This window comes from Flavobacterium sp. CR10 (assembly GCF_055814415.1).
The window spans coordinates 4,397,304-4,417,736 of the sequence record NZ_CP185985.1; the positions used below are offsets into that span (position 1 = coordinate 4,397,304).

Genomic DNA, 20,433 nt, shown 5'->3' on the forward strand with positions numbered 1-20,433 from the left:
AACTAGATGGATATTCTTTGTGTAATTAAACCTGACAAGTTTTAAAAAACCTGTCAGGTTTGCGTTGAGAATACTTAACTATTGCAACAATGATTTCAGCTTCGCTAAAGTATCCGTATTATTTTCGATTTTCGTCCAATCTGTTTTGCTGTTTGGATCGATTCCGTTAAAATACTTTTCGATATTAGTATAACCGTCTCCATTTGCATCTTTATTGGCATCTGAAGCATCATTTGGATTTAAACCATATTTCTTTTCCCAAGCATCTGGAATTCCATCATTATCAGAATCTTTATACGCTTTTCCTTTATAAGTTGGATAACCTCCAACTTGGTCAGGATGCGTTATAATTCCTTTTTTATAAGAATCTGCAGGTAATCTTCTTTTAATAAATTCTTTTCCAATTGAGTTTTCTAAACCGTCTTTAACTTCGATTTTTCCTGTACGAACTTGTTTTAGGATTCTTTCATCAACCGCATCTCTTTTCGGAATTGTCGCTCCAACATTAGCCAAAACAAAATCATAAGCTTCCTCAGCCGACATGATATTAAATTTTGGCATTGAGAAAGGTTTTGGCTGTTTGATTGCTGCTAAAAATTCCTTTGTTTCAGCTTCTGGAAGGTTTTCCAATTGTACTCCACCATTCCAGTTATCCGCTGTAACCTCTGGAGAACCTACAATAAAATTTCCTGAAACATAAGCTCTTCCGTATTGTTTTGGTTCAATATAACCAGATTCTGGTTTTACGATTCTATGTGAAATTGGCTCGTTTTGTGGCGTAATTGGCCCTGGTTTAAAATAATTGTTGATAATGTTCAACATCGAACGATAATCACCTCCGTCTAGCGTACGATTCCACCAATTGAATACTACGTTATTCACAAAATTAAAGTCACCATACATTCCGATAGAAGCATTTCTAGAAATGTTGTCTGCCCATAAATTGCGCATAAAAGTACTATTTAATCCGCCGATTGTACTTCCGAAAGCGTGATTATAAGTGTCTAAACCTTCTGATGAAATAGTGTTTTGAATTGTGATATTACAAGCAGGAAGTTTTTCTAATTTTGACTTAGCATTTGCTGCAAATTGATGTCTGTATAAAGAAATATTTTCGTCTAATCCCCAGCTTACCGAGCAGTGATCAACAATGATATTTCCCATTGGATTTCCGCCAAGTGCATCATCCCTTCTGGTAACTTCGGTAGCGCCACGACGGAAACGCATGTGTCTGATAATAACATCGTGCGTATCGATTTCTAAAGTTTCTCCTGCAATGCAAATTCCATCACCAGGAGCCGTTTGTCCAGCAATTGTAACGTAAGGCGCACGCATGCTGATTCTTTTTTTCAACTGAATGATTCCTGAAACGTTGAAAACGATTGTTCTCGCTCCAACTGCTTCGCAGGCTTCACGGAAAGTTCCTTTTCCGCTGTCTTCTAAACTAGTAACCACAAATATTTTTCCGCCACGTCCGCCTTGTGTGTAAGCTCCGCCACCTTCAGCACCCGGGAATGCAGGAATGTCAGCAAAAACAAAATCTTTTGGATAAGATGCCCAAGGTAAATAGGGTTTTCCTTGTTTTGCTTCTTCTTTGATTATGTACAGATTAGCGTTCCAGATTTCACTCAGCCTTTTTTCTTCGTCAGCTAAGATAGCATCAGCTTTTGCTTGAACATCTTTTGGAATTACAGGATATTGGGCATAAGCCGACGAAACAAGCGAACAAAATGAAAAAGCTATTAATGTTCTCTTTAAAGTACGGTTGGGAAAAATATTTTGCATTAAATTGTGGTGTAGTTAATAGTAGTTAGTTTTTGAGAGGTTTTACTCTTTTGAAGTAGTATCTTTTGCTTTCTCTCTTTCTTCAATACGTTTGTGCCAATCAGCACTTTCTTTATTTAAATCGTAACCTTGTTTTGATAAATAGTTGTTGATTCTTCCTTTGTACTTACCAAACCAGCCGTGTTTTTCTTTAGATGAACCAGCATCCATTGCATGTTCTCTGGCTTCAACTAAAGCTTTGTAGATATAGTCTTTTTGTTCTGCTGTTAAATTTGGAAGCATATCATTATAACCTGCCACTGTGATTGGAAGCACACCATAAGTCATTCCGTCTTTCACTTCAGTGATTTTATCTTCAGACAATTCTTTGCTTAATTTTTTGATATAAGATTTGTGCAGTTTCGCAATTGATTCGTCTGCTTTTGCTTTTAATTTATCAATCTTTTCGTTTTGTTTTTCTTTAGCTAAAGAAGTATCTTCTTTTACTTTTTTGATTTCAGCATCTCTTCCGTCCTGAATTTCAGTTAAATCTCTAAACTGCTGAGCGATGATGTTTGAAACTGCTTTTTCTTTTGCTTCGTTTTTCAAATCTAATTTGGTAACGATTTTTGCGGCTCTTTCGTTGGTAACTTTTACATATTCAGGATCTAAATGCTGTTGTGCATTTAAACTTGAAAATGCGAAAACCAGCGATAATAAACCAGCATTTATTTTATTTAGTGCCATTGTCTTTCTTTTTTTAATATTTTTTTTAGCTCAATCATAAGGCCAACGGCCTTTAAGCAGTACCATAGGATAAAACCCTATGAATTACAAATTACAAATCATATAGCAAAGCCCTGAAAGGGCGTAAGCCTTTGCCCATATTTCATTAATTGCTTTCGCCCTTTCAGGGCTTTTTTCTTTATTCTCTAATACATAGGACTTTGTCCTATGTTAGTGCTTTGAGCCTTTCAGGCTCTTCTTCAAAATATTCCTTATTTTAAGTCTAATAAAGGTCTAACTAATGTTTCTTTATTATTAGCTAAATCTTTCCAGTCCACTTTTATCGCAGGATTTACACCGTTGATATAATCTTCGATATTAGTGTATCCATCTCCGTTTAGATCTCCTTGTGCATCAGATGGATCATTTGGGTTTAAACCATATTTTTTCTCCCATGCATCAGGCATTCCATCTTTGTCTGTATCTACATAAGGTTTTCCTTTGTATTCCGGATATCCTCCAACTTGCGAAATATCGGTGATAATTCCTTTTTTATAAGAATCCATCGGCAAACGTCTGTGTTCAAATTGGTAGAAAGTCTTTTTCTCTAATCCCTTTGCATATTCTGGAACTCCAGTTTTTACAGTTCTTACGATTCTTTCATCTACTTTATCTCTTATTGGAAGAGTCGCTCCAACATTTTTAAGAACAAATTCATAAGCGTCTTCAGCAGTCATAAATTTGTTGAACCATGGCATTGGGAAAGGTTTAGCTGCTTTCATTTTAGCAAAATACTCTTTTGCTTCGTCATACGTCATTAATTCACCTTTCTTATTCTCTAACTGAATTCCACCGTCCCAGTTGTCTTTAGTCACTTTTTCGTTTCCGTTAACCACGTTTCCGTTTACATAAGCTCTACCAAAAACCATATAAGGCAATTTACTTCTTCCCGATTCTGGTTTTAAGATTCTGTAGCTAATTGGCTGAGTTAAATCGGTTACTGGACCTGGTTTGTAGAAGTTGTTGATGATGTTATAGTTTGCTGTATAATCTCCACCATCAGTAGATCTGTTGTACCAGTTAAAAACTACGTTATTCACAAAATTGAAAATTCCATTCCAACCAATAGAAGGGTTTCTTCCAGCATTATTAGCCCACATATTTCTCATGAAAGAGCAATTTTCTCCACCTAAAGTACTTCCGAAAGCATGATTGTAAGTATCTAAAGCTTCTCCGAATAAACTGTTTTGAATTGTAATGTTTACCGTTCCCACTTTAATATCTGGATAACCTGGTCCTGGATTGTACATGTGTCTGTAGATTGACATGTTTTCGTCTAATCCCCAAGTTGCAGAAACGTGGTCAATCATAATATTTCCAACAGGATTTCCTCCGATTGCATCATCACGACGTCCTACGAAAGTTTCTCCACGACGGAAACGTACGTGTCTGATAATTACATCATGCGTATCAATCCAAGTTGATTCTCCTGCTATACAAATACCGTCGCCAGGAGCTGTTTGTCCAGCAATTGTAATGTATGGCGCACGAATAATCAACGGACTTTTCAATCTGATAATTCCAGCAACATTAAATACCACTATTCTCGCTCCTCCTTGTTCGCAGGCTTCACGCAAAGTTCCCGGTCCACGATCTTCCAAACTTGTTACGGTGTACACTTTTCCGCCACGGCCTCCAAATGTGTACATTCCGCCACCTTCGGCACCTGGGAAAGCTGGAATTTCAGCCTGAGGCAAATCAGTTGGACGTGATGCCCATGGAATGTATGGCTTTCCATGTTTAGCTTCTTCTTCGATAACTACTAAAGCTTTTGCCCAAGCTTCATCAGAAAGTCTTTGAGCTTCTTCTTTAATTGCTTTTTCCTGAGCCTGAACTTCTGGACTTATCTTCGGATATTGAGCAAAACATTTTGCGCTTCCCAAAAAAAGCAGAGATGATGCGATAAATAATGCGGAATTTTTCATGTTAATTTCTAGTTGTGGTAATTCTTTTTAAACAAATCACCTGTATCTTTTGACGAATACAGGTGAAAAGCTTGATATAAAATTCTGTTTCTTAATAGTTAAATTATTCTTGGTAGTTGAAAGTTCCATTAGATCCTCCATTCCATCCAATAGTTTGTTGTAACCAAGGATTCTGAGTTAGGATACTAGTATGTAATCCCATTATATAATAATTCGGATTAAATTTAATTTGTACTGCAACGTTATTTACATTATCCATTGGGGTCAATAAATTAGTGAATACAAAGTTATTTGTATAAAAAGCTGCCAAATCATCTAGTTGAGTACTAAAATTAGCCGAATCTGGATCAACACTGATTGATCCGCGAACACTTTTTAAAGGATCGTTCTTTGTGGCAGTATTTTTATATTGCAGGTAGAATCCTGTGCGTTGTGTTCCATTGATAGGTGTTAAACCTAATTTAGTTACAGTACCACCACTAGTTCCTGCAAGAGCTTCGTTACTATAAAGCATCCAACGTTGTACATCCCAGAAACGTTTTCCTTCGTATGCTAATTCTACTCTTCGTTCATATAGACAAGCGGCAATAGCTGCATATTTATCCGCCAAAATACCTATTCCGTAATTATTGGTTGCAGGAATTCCAACACGAGCTCTAATTTTTCCTAAATAACTGATTGCATTACCAATGTCACCTTTTGCAGCATAGCATTCAGCAATATTTAGCAATAATTCTGCATAACGATATTCCATGATATTAGTAACAGAATACTGAAAACTACTAGCATTTGATGCTGTTACATTTGACATTTTTCTTACAAATGCCGGGCTATTTTCCTGATTGTTATCACTAAAATATGGTTTGTCTTTATCAGATCCGTCTAACCAACGGTAAGACCAGGCTACACTGTTTGCATCTTCAGCATATCCCCATTTCATTCCGGAAAAGGCAAATGTTCTATAAAATCTAGGGTCACGTTTTTTAAAGAATAAGAAAGGATCGTAACCATTTGCAGCTGTCGGTTTTGATCCGTCAGACATTGGAAACAAATCAATCATTTCCTTAGGAGCTTCAAAAGCCCCAGTACCACCTTGGCTAACCAAACGCATAGCTTTTTCCCAAGAATTGTTGTTACTTACTGCAACAGTTGATCCGTTTCCTAACAATTGAACCACAATTGCTTCTTTATTAAAACCTTCAACTTTAAACATCTCATCCCATTGTTTGGCATTGCTACCATATAATCCATAGCCATCAGCTGTCAATTGAGCTTCTGCTGCCAATCCAGCTTGTAGTGCTGCTTCCCATCTTTCTGTAGAACCATCCCAGTTTTTATTAAATAATGGACTAGCATAAGTTAACAATACTCTAGCTTTTTGTGCCATTGCAGCTCCCTTTGTAAAACGACCATAATCAGCACCAGCATCTGGCCAGTTACCTGGCAATAATGAAGCCGCCATATCTAAGTCTGCTACAATTTGATTTACCACTTCAGTAACTGAAGCTCTTGGCAGTTTTATTGCCTCATTAGCTGAAGACGCGGCTTGTACAGTTGTCACAAGAGGTATACCTCCATAGATGCGCATTAAATCAAAATATTGAACGGCTCTTAGATAATACACTTGCCCTTTTGCACGATCACGGAATGTTTTGTCTAATGTAGATCCTTTTACATCAATATCCTCTAAAAAACTATTACAGTCTCTGATACGATTATAAGGTTCATTTTTAATTTTATCTTCCAATTTTGTTCCAAAATAATTAGTCGCATCATCTGAATTTACTAACGTTTTGGTTGGATTGACAAGATCCTGAATTCCGCCAATCTCTTCTGTTAATCTAGAGTATGAATCATTGTACTGACCTACCAAGGTTGCTAAAGGCGACTTATACGCATAGAAAAAGTCATAATATAAATTGTTTATATACCAATTTGTACGCTCTTGACTTTCATAAAATGAATCGTCAACTTGTCCAAAATTTTTCTTGTCTTCAAGAAAATTATCACTACATGAAGCACTAACTATAAGTAATACCGCAAGAGTTAATATTGAGTTTATTCTTAGTTTCATAATTACTTATTTTTTATTAGAATGACACACTTAAGTTAACAGACCAAGTTCTCAAAGTTGGATAAGTATCATACGATGAATCATACATATTACGATAGTGATTAGGATATGGGTTGTAGAAATCCCAAAGATTATTTCCAGTTACACCGATCGCTAAACTACTAATGTTTAATTTATTTAAAACGTCTTTTGGCAAACCATAACCTACTGTTAAGTTTCTAACAAAACAACGGAAAGTATCTAACTGCCAGAAGTTTGAAGGAGCACCAACCAATTCGTCGTCATAAAGCGCTAAATTTGGGTATTTACCATTTACATTATCTGGTCCATACATGTCTGTCCAGTAGCTTTCATGAGCCCACATATTGTGCGCAGAAGATGTACCTTGTTTTACAACATCAAGTTCACGGAATCCTCCCCAAGAAGTAGAGATCTGAGTTCTTGCATAAAATCCTTTGTATTTCATACCTAAATTGGTTGTAAAACCATAAGTTCTGTTTACATTGACTAATTTCTGATAATCTAAATTTTTATCAATTCTTCCATCAGGTCCAGCTTGTTCTCCAGTTGTAGGATCAAATGCACCTCCAACATCTTCATATGCTAACATACCTTTAACCATGCCTGATACGCTAGTAATTTTATTAAAACTAGGTGTTGTACCAGCTGCTGCAGCTCTTTCTGATAAATAGGCCCAGTAGTTTGCGATATCTTCATCTGTACGTAAAATTCCGTCTCCTGTAGAAGTTCCGTTCCAAGTTTTGAACCCCCAGTATGGGAAGAAAGAAGAAGAGCCTGTTTGAGTTACATTAAATGACGGATGTTGCAAAGCTTGATCTGGATATTTTTTTACTTTGTTATCTGAGTATCCAAAGTTTACTCCAACATTATAACTAAAATCATCTTTGATTTTATCACTCCAGTTCAAACTTACCTCAAGTCCCCATGCATCAACAGCAGCGTAGTTTTGTTCAGCAAAACCACCACCAACTGAAATTGGCACACCAACAGCACCTGCCATGTTAGTTAACATATCTGTTGTTCTATCGTAATAGAAATCAGTACTCATTTGTAATCTATTTTTCAATACATTAATATCAAGTCCAATGTTATTTTTGATTGTTGTATCCCAACCAACATTTCTATTTGGGTTTACTTTTGGAGTAACTCCTCCTCCTAGAGATCCTCCTGTATTACCTGTTCCAAATACAGCACCTTTATCTACAATAACATCATAATATTGCATCCATCTCCAAGCCTGTACGTTATCTTTTCCTGTTTTACCTATAGAATATCGCAGTTTCAAAAAGTCTATGCCTGGTAATGCTTTAGTAAACCAGTCTTCTTTAGACATAATCCAACCTGCTTGAAGTGATGGGAAAAATCCCCAATAGTTTTCAGGAGCGAATTTTGTTGAAGCATCACTACGGAAAAGAAATTCTAATAGATATCTAGACTTAAAACTGTAATTAAATCTTCCTAAATATGAAAGTGTTCCTGATTCTCCTTTTGTATTAATAGAGTTAGAAGAAATTACACCAGCTGTTTGATATGTCCCTCCATAATCTTTTCCAGTTTGTTCATATGCTAAGCGTGTAGTTCTGTACTCAGCTTCTGTACGCTCCATACCAAACATAGCGCCAACATCATGATTACCAAAAACTCTTGCATAGTTCGCAAAAAAGTTAGCTTGATTATTTCTGCTAAGAGAAGTATTATAATATACACGAGAGTTGCGAACATTGGTGTCAATTTGGTAGTAAGGATCAACGCCATTGTTTGTAGTAGATGGAACTGCAGCACTTGCTAAGTGCATATCAGCTTTTTCATATCCAACAATTCTAGCCAAATCAAATGGCAGCTGAACTTGTTCGGTATATCCTGTGCTTTCGGTTCTTGCAAAAGTACCTTTAAGAGACAATCCTTTCACAAAAGGAACTTTATAGTTTAAAGACATATTCACATTGTATGAGAAATCATCTGAAACTTGCTTAGAACCATTGTTTAAAGTTGCAAAATAATTCCAACCTGCAATTGTAGTGTTAGCATTTGCGCTTCCTAAAGTCCTTGTTGTTTTAGGAAAAGGAGACATATAATACTCTTTGCCATCGACTACCGTTTCCCAAGGAATATATTTTGGCATGTGCAATAAATATCCGTAATCGGCTTGCTCACCTCCACCAGCAATACTTCCATAACTGCTATCATTAATGTTAGCTGACGCTTTTGTAAATGATTTTTCTATATCGCCTGAATTAGTAGAAATTGCTGCTGAGAAATCTAATGAGTTCGAGATCTTAGCATTAATACCCGTTCTAAAATTCCATTTCTGGTAATCTTGAGATCCTAAGTTTGCTCCTTGCGTAAAATAGTTAAGACCTGCAAAATATGTCATTTTTTCATTACCTCCAGTAACAGTTAAAGTATGCTTATCTTGAGTAGCAGGTCGCCAAGCTTCTTTTAACCAATCATAATTTAGGCCTTTCATTTGCTCTAATTCAGAATCTGAAAAATAACCTACTCCATTATTACTTAAATTTTTAACTGATAAAAATCTATTAGACCAAACCCCATACTCATAAGCGCTCATAGTTTTACTATGGCTAACAGCGTCATTTACTGCAAATTGGCTATAGTATGAAAATTTGGTAACTCCCGCTTTACCTCTTTTTGTTTTCACAACAATTGCACCTTGAGAAGCACGAGAACCATAAATAGCAGCCGAAGCATCTTTTAATACTGTAATACTTTCTATTTCTGAAGGATCTAAACGGTTAAAAGCATCTAAAGTAGGGAAACCCGATACTGGATCTACCTGTACCATATCATCAATAACAATTAATGGTGTATTAAATCCTCCATCTTTAGAGAAACTAAAAGTTTGACGAATCTGTAACGAAGCAGCATCACCAGGGCGTCCACCTCCATCTATAACAGCTAATCCAGGAACTAATCCTTTCAATGCGTCTGATAAATTAGAAACTGGCAAATCCTGAACATCTGCAGCATTAATCGTCGCAATTGCCCCTGTAAGTTTTTCTTTTTTCTGAGTACCGTAACCTACTACAACTATATTTTGAAGTTCGTTTGAATCTTCAGATAACTTAGCATCAACTATAGTACGTCCATTAATAGCAATTTCTAATTTTTTCATTCCTATAAATGAAAACACCAAAGTAGCGCCTGGTTTCACTTTAATTTGATACTTACCATTAAAATCTGTTGTAACTGTATTCTTTGTAGATTTCTCAGTTACGTTTACTCCAGGAAGAAGACCAGATAAATTATCGGTAACAGCTCCCGTTACAGTAACTTGATTACTTTGAGCATAACTCAATACACTCATCAGTGTAAACAAAAGAAAACTACATCTTTTTATAAGTGCTTGTTTCATAAATGTTTTTTTGGTTAGGTTATTAATGTTAGTTAGTCATGTTTAATGTGTCTCGTCTATAACAAAATTTTCTTAATGGAATCTTAAATTAATTTTATTAAATGTTTAAAACACATTTATTTTAATATTCCAAAAATATGATGATGACACATTAGAACCGTCCTGCTCTATCCTGTTTTAATCGTATAATCTCGAAAAAAAAGCGACTAAAAAAACAATATTAATAAAAAACGAATGGAAAAAATAGATGAACCAAAATATTTAAGACAAATGTTTGATTAAAACAAAATTTAAAAACCCATTTTGATTAAAAAACAACAAGATTATTATTAAAAACAAGCATCTGCTGTGTATTTTTCAAAACTTAACAATATCCTATCTGATATTTAAGCGCTTAGAAAACTCTAATTTTTACGAAAACGATAGAGATAATTGTGGCAATTGCACTTATTTCACGATAAAAAACCTACAAATTATAATACAGGATACCAGCAGGATTACTTAAAAAAACATTAAATAAATTTTAGTAAAAAAAATAATTTTTAAAAGTAAATTCTGACCAACAAAATTTAAACGTTCTTTTTCTATCTATAGTTATAGAAAAAATTAAACGGAAAGCCCACTAATATTGACATTAGTGGGCTTTCCGTTGATCCATTTTAATTCAGCATTAACTATTGAATGAGATTCCATCCATTTAAAACTAAATCTCTATTATATTTCTTAGTATCCTCTTTCTTTAATTGATACGACCATGAAACTCGTTGAGACACATATTTAGCACTCGTTCCTTTGCTTCCATATTCAGCATAATAAGCTGTTTTATCTTTGTCAGGAAATCTAGTATCAATCCAGGCATTCCAACCTTCAGGAATAATATGGGAACCTAAATCTGTATTAATAAAAACAGTTTGCGCATAAGGTCTCCAAGGTCTTCCCAAAAAAACTTTATCAACCGATTTGTCTTTCGCAGTAAGTTTACAATCCACAAAAACAAAACCATAAGCCTGCCCTTGCGGAGTTGAAGCTGCTGTGATGTACGAATTCACTAAACTTTCGATGGTGCATCTATAAAAATAAGCTGTTGCAGCTCCAAAAATAAAATCGGTTGTACCGTTGATAAAACAGTTTTCAAAATACGTACGAGTATTTCCTTCTGATAAATAAAGCGTGTCCTGATTTCCTAGCAGATTGCAGTTTTTGACCATAACTTTATCACCTTTAATATGAAGCGCAACCGCCTGCCCTACTCGTCCCGCCGTATTTTCTACAGTTAGATTTTCAAGCGTACAATCATTTCCTTTAATTAAAAAAGAATACGAAGTTGATGTTCCAAATTCCTTTTTTCTTGATGGATCTGGTTCGCGAAGCGGTTTTCCTGAATAATCATCAAATGAAATTATCGTTTTATTGCGATCTGTTCCTTTTAAAGTAATGAAAGATTTTGAAGCAGGAATTTCTAATTTCTCGACATACTTTCCTGGTTTTATAGTAATTACAACTCGTTTTTCTGAATTGTCTTTGACATTATTTATCGCTCCCTGAATGGTTTTAAAATCTCCTGAACCATCTTGAGCAACGGTTAATACAAGTTTGTTATCGAGCGTTTGTGCTGATAAAGAAAGTGTTGTTATTAAAAATAGAGTTACAATATATTTCATATGTTTTTTGTTTACTCGTCTTCTTTTTGTCATTTCGAACGTAGAGAGAAATCTCCGCAAGTAGCTCTACAAAGATTGGCTTTTCGTTGCGGAGTTACTTGTGAAGATTTCTCCTTCGTCGAAATGAAAAACTGAACGATTAATATCTTTGACAAAAATTAAAAAATCCGTTTTAATCCGTGTTTTGCCAAGGGCAATCCGTTTCATCCGTGTCCAAAATTTAATGCGACATCCAAACCGTCATCTCTCCCTGCCCTTTGTTTCCCCATGCAAAATACGGAATCAATTTTACTTGTACGGTATTTTCATTTTTAGCAGAAAGCGGTTTGTACAACGTTTTGTCCCATGAATTATTAGCATTTATAACGGCATCAGCATCAATGCTCATTAAACTTCTATTGTTTAATGTAAACGGATTCGTTGTAAATTTCGAATTCAATTTTAAAGCCACATCATTCACACTAATTTTAGCTGGCAATTGATCAGATTCTAAACAATACACCAAAGGTCCTCTTTTTACAGCAACTTGATTTTTAACTTCTTCTACTAACGGATTCGCTTCCATCAATTCAACTGGCATCGGAATATTCAATTCAATTACATCTCCTTTTTTCCATTTCTGATTCAATTTGAGATAACTTCCAGAAACGATTTTATCGGTAATCTTTGCATTATTTATCGAAACTTCCGCATTTTGACTCCAACCCGGAATTCTCAAAAAGAAAGCCTGCAGATCTTTTGGAGTTTTTATGATTTTCAACGCTATTTTTCCGTCCCACGGATAATTGGTTTGCTGTTCAATCTCTAAAGATTCTCCGTTTAATGTTTTTGTATTCAAAGTATTGCTCCCGTATAAATTTACATACAAACCTTCTTTTGAAAGATTATAAGCGTAATTTCCAATCTCGGCAACTGTTCTGGTTACGTTTGGCGCACAGCAGTTGGATAAAGCGATATAACCTTCACGCACATTTCCCCATCTTTGATGAAACGGCAAATCATTTGAAACATTCAATGGATTATTATAAAGGAATTTTTCTCCCTCTAAATCCATTCCTGAAAGTACACTGTTGTAAAGTGCCAATTCTACAATATCAGCATATTTGGCATCTCCCGTGATTTGGAGCATTCTCCAATTCCATAAAACATTTCCAATATTGGCACAAGTTTCGGTATGAGCCGTTGCATTTGGCAATTGAAAAGGTCTTCCATAAGCTTGATGAATTTTCTGAACGACAGATGGATCATAAGAAGTTCCGTCTGGAGAAACTCCATCGTATAAAGAGCCACAGCCTCCTGTAATGTACATTTTACGATACGTTACATCATCCCAAATCGATTCTAAATTATCTAGTAATTTCTTTTCTCCCGTTTCGGCATACAAATCGGCAACTCCGGCATAAAGATAATTTGCTCTTACAGCGTGCCCCATTGCAGTTGTTTGCTGTCTAAACGGAACTCTGTCCTGATTATCATCAGTTCCGTCATTTGTAGTTCCTCTAATATCAATTAGATTATTAGCCAATTCTAAGTATTTCGGATTTTTTGTCGTTCTGTACATTTCGACAATTCCCATGTAATGAGACGGACAAATGGCATTTCGAGCCAATTCTGGTGAAGCTTTTTTATAGAAATCATACAAGAAATCGGCAACTCCTTTGGCTATATTCAAAAAGTTCGTTTTTCCTGTGGCACGATAATGAATACAAGCCGCAGTCATTAAATGTCCCATATTGTATTTCTCAAAACCCAATTGTTTTTTCACTTCTTCTGGACCTAAAGTTCCCCAGCGTTCATCGATTAAAACTGGTGTATGGATATAACCGTCTTTGCGCTGTACTTTCGCAAAAAGCGCAATAGCTTTATCCATTTCGGCATCGAGTTTTTTATCTTTTGTAACGGCATACGTTGCTGCCATTCCTTCAAAAATCTTGTAGAAATCACCATCATGAAACGAAGGCCCTTTAAAAGCTCCTTTGCTTAATCCAGCCGCAATTTCGAAGTTTTTGTAAGCATGCGAAACTTCATCGTTATGATACAAATCCCACATATACGGTAAAGTATTTTTGGTTTCTACATCAAATTGTTCTTTCCAAAATCCGTTCGTCCATTTTACGTCTTGCAGGCCTACACTTTGTAATTTAGAATACGGACTTTCTGAATTCGCTACCAAACCTTTGTTTTGCGCAAACAATCCAGTGCTAGCAAAAAATAAGCTTAAGGAAACATTTAATATTTTTTTCATTCTTTTATAATTTTGAACCATATAAGAAATATAAGTTCAGTTAAACTAAACTTTTAAACTTTAGCAATACAGATTGAAATCAAACTTATAATATCTTATATCACTTATATGGTTTAATACTTTTTACTTAACAAAGAAATTAATAGTTCTGCTCATAGAATCTCCGTCAGCATCTTTTACCGTTACTACGAAAGAAGCAAAACCTTTATCTGAAGCCGTAAACTGAATTTCTTTCCCTTTTAAACTTACTTTTCCGTTTTTAACATCAGAAAAACTATAAACTGGCTTGTTTTCAAAACCTTTGAAATAATCTGCTGCATTCAAAGCTTTTTTATCTTTTACATTGATAAAATAATGAGGATGAGCCAACCAATCTAAATAATTATCTAATTGTGTAAATCCGTCTTTGTCAGTATCTTGATTTGCATCTGAGAAATCTCCTAATGCTGAATTTTCATTTAAACCAAAAGCTTTTTCCCACCAATTTGGCAAACCATCATGATCTGTATCCCAATCTGCTGGACGAGTTTCTGAAACAAAATTCGGCCATCCGCCTGCATCTTGTTCGTTATCAATCATTCCGCCCAAACCACTTTTAGTTCCTTTATATGTGAAAGTTCCTTTTAAAGTTTCATCTACAATTCGGTTATCGTGTTTATCAAAAAATGGCTGATTTGCTCCAACATCTGAAAGTACATTTTTATAAGCCGCTTTCGCTGATTGCGTTTCTACGTAAGAAGGAAAAAATGGTTTATCAACGAATGTTTCATATTCTACTTTTTCTTTATTTGTTACCGTAGATTTTCTTCCTTTATCTTGAGATTTTTCATCAAAATAACCTGGCATAACATTTCCATTAAAATAATAACGTTGCATTCCTTTTCCAACGCCTTCGTGCTGTGCATTTAACGCTACAAAAATTCCAGTTGAAGCTCCGGGTTTATAATAATTATTCACAAAATTTACCTCATTTGCTCCTCCGTCTGTCGTTCTTTTTCCCCAGTTGTAAACTACGTTATTTGTAATATCAAGTCTTCCTGTGTAAAATCCGTCACCGCTTAGACCACCACCAATACTCCAGTTTCTTCCATAATTATGAGCCAGTAAATTGTGATGAAAACTACCAATATCACCGCCAATCGTAGCAGCATAACCATGCATTTTTCCGACTTCGTATTTATCATGGCCAGCCACGTTTAAAGCTTCTGAAATTAATGTTCTTTGTAATGTAATATGATGCGCTCCTCGCGAACTAAAAGATTCATCAATTGTCCAGCTAATTGAGCAATGATCAATAATACTATAATCGGCACCTGTTAATCCCATTCCGTCAAAAGTAGTTCCACCGCCAATTCTTACTTTTAAGAATCGAATTACACCATCATTTCCTGTTAATCCGATTGGCGCTCTGCTGATTGTAATTCCTTCGCCAGGAGCCGTTTGTCCTGCAATAGTAATATAAGGCTGATTTGCAACTAATCTCGAAGCTAACTTGATATTTCCCGAAACATTAAAAACAATTGTTCTTGGTCCAATTTCCTGATTAATCGCATCACGTAAACTTCCTGGTCCGTCGTCATTCAAATTTGTTACTTCAATTACTTTTCCGCCACGTCCTCCAACGGCATAACGTCCGTAACCTTCAGCGCCTGGAAATGCTAATTGTGCAGGTTTAAACGACCAAACATTTCCTAATGTCACTTCCCCATTATTATCTACTTCATCAACTCTCCAGTAATAGGTTGTTCCGCTGTATAAATCAGAAACTGTAAAAGATTTATCGGTTAATTTTCCTTTAAACTCTTTTGAACTTTCTGTTGCATTTTCAACAGCATTTTTATCTTCACCAAAATAAATTTTATGCGATACTACGTTTTTTACAGCATCCCATTTTAAAATTAAAGTTTTGCCTACTTCAACATGTTCGTCTCTATTTTTTGGTTCTGGAGTTCTTGCCTGATTCATCAAGTTTGGTGTATCAATTTCGAAACCATTAATCACAATCTGTTTTACAATATCAGGATTTGAAGTCGGATCAATTTCAAAAAGAACGATTACATCTTTGCCTTTTTCAGCATTAAAAGTAATATATGCCATCGAAGCATCAATTTTAGCATTGGCTCTCTGACTTGCATTTACCGTTTCCTGCAGTTTTCCGTTTACGAAGATTTTAATTGGAGAAAAAGTTTTTCCTGTAATGACATCAAAAGCGTTATGAAAAGTCAAGAGCGTATGTTTTCCTGCTTTCAATCCGCTGATTTTCAATTCCAAATTTTCTGCCGTAACTAAACCGTCACTTCCTAATTTATTGTAAAACGGAGCATTCATGCCCACTTTGTACCATTTTGAAGTGAAGTTTCCTTTTAGTTTAAATGACACATTGTTAAATGATTTTTCGGCTTCTTTTCCTTCATTAATCACCCACGAATCATAACTTGGATCATGAACTTCTTCTAATCTTCTTTGAAAAAAGTCAAAATCGACCTTTACAATTTGTTTATCAGTATTTTGAACTGATTGTGCTTGTCCGTTTGTGGTTAAAAATATGGACAAAAGAGCACCACTTATTAATTTCTTTATCATTTTTGATTGTAATAGTTAGTTTAATTTCGTTTTCTCCGCTTCAGATTTTCCGAGCAGATTTATAATGTCTTTTTTTCTTTCTTCTGGAATAACTTTTAAAACCTTTAATTCTCCATTTAAGAGCTCGGCTTCAATTGTAGTATTTTGTTTGGCATATAATTTAAAATGAACATTCCAGTCTTTTGGCCACGCCAGAAAAAGATAAATCTTGCCTTCTGTTTCCTGCAAAAGCATTTCCTGCATGCCAATCATTCCAGAACCGCCCCAGTTATGATCGGGAACCCAGTCAAAGCCCGGACCCCAAAATGCTGGAAAACGTCTTTCTGAGTTTGCCATTTTCATGGTATTGTATTTTGCCGCTTCCTCTGTTAATCCCAAACGAGCCGAGAAAATATTATCTTGTTTCCAACCAATGTGACTTCTAAATTTTAAAGCATCAGCATCAAATTTCCATGTGTTTAAAGCCGTTTCTAAATCTGGTTTTCCAACGCCGTAAATTCCCCACGGATAAACAGGATACAATTGCGGAACTTCTGAATTATTGACTCTTTCCCAAGATTTTGCAGGAACTAAAACTTTATGATTTTCAATTTGCCCAAAATTTAAAGGCGGAATTCTAGTCTGAAATGCTTTTAAATATTCAACTTCTTCTTTTGACAATTGATTTCCAGAAAGGTTTAAAAGGTTTTCTGTAATAACTTGCAAAGCCGAAATCGTGCTATTAGAATTATTCGCCATTTTATAAGTTTCAGCGCCAGAACCCGGATATAAAACTAATTTTCCGTTTCCATCCAAAGCTTTCCTGCCTCTTTGTTTGGCTAAATATTGATAATGTTCATCAAAAAAACGAAGACAACTGATTATGAATGAATTGTATTTCTGAATATCTTCTCCAGCATATTCCTTTTGTTGCAACATCATTTGGCAAAATTCTAAAACCGTATCCCATTCGTATTCTAACCAAGCATTATATTCCATTCCTGGATCGTAATCTGCGGGACGTTTCCATTCGTATTCTGCTGGATTTGGAAGTCCGAAATTTTCTAATTGTTCGGTGAAAGATGCTCCATTATGATTCCAATAAACTTTACTACGTAATTCAGCATTTTTTTGAAGACTTACATAATAATCCAATTGAGATTTCATCATATCAAAATCACCGCTTTTTACCATCGGAAAATAAACCAATCGCTGATTTTGAGCCGTCATTGTTCCGCCACCCCAATTTCTAAAATCAGGTGTAAAATCCAGATCTTTATTCGTATAAACAGGATCAACCGTAAAAAGCCCACCGTTGAATTTCGTTGGATATTTTCCGTACGCATTGCATCCGAGCATATATCGAAACAATTGATAATTCTGTCCGATTTGATATACCGAATCTTTGGCAGTCGATTGATTTTTTTGAGTGAAAATAAAACTGCGATTCCAGAAATTATTCCACCATTTTTGAGTGATTTTTTCTGCTTGTTTGGCTGTGTTTTTATTTGCAGCAATCAAACTTTTTAGTCCGTTATTCCAAGTCGAAAAATCAGATTGATTCGTATTTAAATATATTTCTAGCGAATGCTTTTTGGAAGGTTTTATGCTTGATAAATTAAAACCTTTAAAATCTGTTGACTGATATTTTCCAAGATATGTTCCGTCTGCTTTTAAGTTATCGCCTTTCATAAATCCTCCAAAAGTTAAATTCGCAATCGGATTCATCATTTGATCTTTTACCGATTCCATTTTCTGTTGTTTTACCGCAACGTCAAAAACCGTATTTTCTCTGTTTCTGTGGTAAAATTTAATTCCGTTATTTTCAAACGAAATAGAATCTTTATACGTAATAAGTTCTCCCTGAGGTGCCCATTTATAAGAATTCGCATTGTTTTCTTTTCCTTTCGGATAACGGTTCTGATAACGCCAGCTTTCGTACGAAGCCGTCATTTGCAATGCATTTTTACTTTCTAAATCAACATGAATGATTGGTTTAAAAACATCTACCCAAAGTTTGATTTTAGTACCATTTTGTCCAACTAAAACATAACCATCTTTCAGTTTTAATTCTTGATAAAAACCTTCTTTCCCTTCAAACGGATTCGGCGTTAAAGTCACTTTTACTCTACCTAATTTCAATAAAGTATTGTGTTCATCAAAAGTCCCACTTCGTGAAAAATAGAAATACAAATCCCCTTTCTCAACCCAGACATTCATGCCAATATCTCCACCTCCCAAAGGCATCGATTCTGATGAATTCTGACTCTGCTTTGTCCAAACCTGATTGTAATTATCAAGCGTAGGGATTTGCGCTTTGAGGCAAAGCGTGGTGAAGAGAAGTATGTATTTAATGTATTTCAATTTTACTCTTTTTAAAGTTCTTTTGTCATTTCGACGAAGGAGAAATCTTCGTTGCATGATCGACAAAGATTGCGGAGCTACTTGCGAAGATTTCTCCTTCGTCGAAATGACAAACTAGTCGTTAAACTCATCATTAATCATTTACAATTCATAATTACCATTCGTCTGTTCTAAACGAAGAAACTGGCAATCCTCCTGCGCTAAACAATTCCGCTTTAGCGAAATCCTTCCATAAATAACGTATTTCAACAGGATTTTTCACTTTATCTGAAGTCAACACTACTGATTTTCTTCTTACTACTGTCTTCGCTGGATAAAAAATTTTGTCTTCTCCTGCGATTTCAAAACCAGTCACTTCTTTTTCATAAGATGTAATTCCGTTCGCAACATCATCAAAAGAAACGGTTACAGCGCCATCTTTTATTTCCATCGATTTATATTTCGGACTTTCAAATTCAAATCCTTCGATTCCGTACGTTCTTGCCAAAGCCTGAAAAGCCAATCTATTTCCTCCTTTTTCTTTATCCATTGGATGAATGTTATTTTCTTCACCAACATCCATCAAAACCGCCATTGCCGAATTCGGGATTTCCTTAGAAGCCTTAAACTGCGCTTCTCTCAAATAAGCAGAATTGTATTTTTCTAAATAATCTTTTGGATGAAAAGAAGCATAATTGAACGGGGCAATTTGCGCGTAGTAAAACGGAAAATCTCCTTGTTTCCATAGCATTCTCCAACTGCTGACCATTTTCTTCATTAAAGCGGTATATTCAGAAGCTCTTTCATAATTTGATTCTCCCTGATACCAGATACATCCTTTGATTCCGTAACCAATTACAGGCGAAAGCATTCCGTTAAACAAAGTCGTTGGAACACGATTTGGATCTTTTGCCAATTCTTCTTTTGTGGTTGGAATTTTAGCGCTGGTAAAATCTTTCAGCATTTCCTGATTCATCCACGCTTCCATGCTCGAACCTCCATACGAAACATGAATCAAACCTACTGGTACATCTAAAACTTCCTGCAAAAGCGATCCAAAATACCAAGCTGTTGCACTAAAATTGGATGTCGATTTTGGAGAAGCTTCTTCCCATTTTCCTTCGAAATCTTGTAAAGGTTCTAAAACCGTTGCACGCGGAATCGTAATTAAACGAATATTTTTATTGGTCGATCTTACGATAATTTCATTTCCGTTTTTAACTGGTTGACCTTGAAATCCTTTTAATGGCATTTCCATATTCGACTGTCCAGAACAAAGCCAAACTTCTCCCAACAAAACATTTTTGATGGTTACTTTTTCTGTTCCTTCTGAAACTTCAATGGTGTATGGTCCACCAAAAGTAGAAGTTTGTAATTCTGTTTTCCATTTTCCAGAAGCATCTGCTTTTGTTTTGTAGGTTTTGGAATCCCATGAAGTTTTAATTACGACATTGGCATTCTTTTCTGCCCAGCCCCAAATTGGTGCGTTTGATTTTTGCTGCAACATCATGTTGTCTGTAAACAAGGCTGGCATTTTGATTTTGGCATTGATTTGCAGACTTGTTAGAACTACTAAAAAAGCAATAATTGATTTTTTCATTTTAATTTATTTTTTATTGCCACAGATTAAAAGGATTAGAAGGATTTTTTTCGCCACGAATTCACGAATTATTTTGCTC

Annotated in this window: 10 protein-coding genes; all 10 read right to left on the reverse strand. The window is 35.3% G+C overall.

From position 1 onward, the window contains the following. Positions 1–78: 78 nt before the first annotated feature. Entirely contained in the window at positions 79–1,785 is a 1,707-nt protein-coding gene (locus ACNRYB_RS18625) for a polysaccharide lyase (protein ID WP_473728296.1), read from the reverse strand. Between the two features lie 42 nt (positions 1,786–1,827). After that, on the reverse strand, positions 1,828–2,511 hold the full coding sequence (locus ACNRYB_RS18630; protein ID WP_473728297.1) for a DUF3826 domain-containing protein: 684 nt from the start codon (positions 2,509–2,511) through the stop codon (positions 1,828–1,830). A 251-nt stretch (positions 2,512–2,762) separates the two neighbouring features. Continuing rightward, positions 2,763–4,475 carry a polysaccharide lyase gene (locus tag ACNRYB_RS18635; protein ID WP_129746944.1) on the reverse strand — a complete coding sequence of 571 codons (1,713 nt, stop codon included), beginning with the start codon at positions 4,473–4,475 and terminating at the stop codon, positions 2,763–2,765. Positions 4,476–4,578: 103 nt separating this feature from the next. Next, positions 4,579–6,549, reverse strand: coding sequence for a RagB/SusD family nutrient uptake outer membrane protein (locus ACNRYB_RS18640; protein ID WP_129746943.1), 1,971 nt, complete (start codon positions 6,547–6,549; stop codon positions 4,579–4,581). Positions 6,550–6,565: 16 nt separating this feature from the next. After that, positions 6,566–9,943 carry a SusC/RagA family TonB-linked outer membrane protein gene (locus ACNRYB_RS18645; protein ID WP_129746942.1) on the reverse strand — a complete coding sequence of 1,126 codons (3,378 nt, stop codon included), beginning with the start codon at positions 9,941–9,943 and terminating at the stop codon, positions 6,566–6,568. A gap of 674 nt (positions 9,944–10,617) precedes the next feature. Then, the gene (locus ACNRYB_RS18650; RefSeq protein ID WP_473728298.1) at positions 10,618–11,604 is read right to left on the reverse strand and encodes a pectinesterase family protein; all 987 of its coding nucleotides are present in this window, start codon (positions 11,602–11,604) and stop codon (positions 10,618–10,620) included. A 220-nt stretch (positions 11,605–11,824) separates the two neighbouring features. Continuing rightward, the gene (locus ACNRYB_RS18655) at positions 11,825–13,849 is read right to left on the reverse strand and encodes an aceric acid hydrolase (protein WP_473728299.1); all 2,025 of its coding nucleotides are present in this window, start codon (positions 13,847–13,849) and stop codon (positions 11,825–11,827) included. 123 nt (positions 13,850–13,972) lie between these two features. Beyond that, a complete protein-coding gene (locus ACNRYB_RS18660; RefSeq protein ID WP_473728300.1) occupies positions 13,973–16,432 on the reverse strand; it encodes a pectate lyase family protein in 2,460 nt (819 codons plus the stop codon). A gap of 15 nt (positions 16,433–16,447) precedes the next feature. After that, positions 16,448–18,775 (reverse strand): DUF5703 domain-containing protein, encoded by a 2,328-nt coding sequence (locus ACNRYB_RS18665; RefSeq protein ID WP_473728301.1) that lies wholly within the window; start codon positions 18,773–18,775, stop codon positions 16,448–16,450. Positions 18,776–18,929: 154 nt separating this feature from the next. After that, positions 18,930–20,354, reverse strand: coding sequence for a sialate O-acetylesterase (locus ACNRYB_RS18670; RefSeq protein WP_473728302.1), 1,425 nt, complete (start codon positions 20,352–20,354; stop codon positions 18,930–18,932). Between the last annotated feature and the right edge of the window lie 79 nt (positions 20,355–20,433).

Bases quoted from the DNA above. Each gene is read 5' to 3' on its own strand.
- ACNRYB_RS18625 (WP_473728296.1), bottom strand. From the start codon at position 1,785: ATGCAAAATATTTTTCCCAACCGTACTTTAAAGAGAACATTAATAGCT.
- ACNRYB_RS18630 (WP_473728297.1), bottom strand. From the start codon at position 2,511: ATGGCACTAAATAAAATAAATGCTGGTTTATTATCGCTGGTTTTCGCA.
- ACNRYB_RS18635 (WP_129746944.1), bottom strand. From the start codon at position 4,475: ATGAAAAATTCCGCATTATTTATCGCATCATCTCTGCTTTTTTTGGGA.
- ACNRYB_RS18640 (WP_129746943.1), bottom strand. From the start codon at position 6,549: ATGAAACTAAGAATAAACTCAATATTAACTCTTGCGGTATTACTTATA.
- ACNRYB_RS18645 (WP_129746942.1), bottom strand. From the start codon at position 9,943: ATGAAACAAGCACTTATAAAAAGATGTAGTTTTCTTTTGTTTACACTG.
- ACNRYB_RS18650 (WP_473728298.1), bottom strand. From the start codon at position 11,604: ATGAAATATATTGTAACTCTATTTTTAATAACAACACTTTCTTTATCA.
- ACNRYB_RS18655 (WP_473728299.1), bottom strand. From the start codon at position 13,849: ATGAAAAAAATATTAAATGTTTCCTTAAGCTTATTTTTTGCTAGCACT.
- ACNRYB_RS18660 (WP_473728300.1), bottom strand. From the start codon at position 16,432: ATGATAAAGAAATTAATAAGTGGTGCTCTTTTGTCCATATTTTTAACC.
- ACNRYB_RS18670 (WP_473728302.1), bottom strand. From the start codon at position 20,354: ATGAAAAAATCAATTATTGCTTTTTTAGTAGTTCTAACAAGTCTGCAA.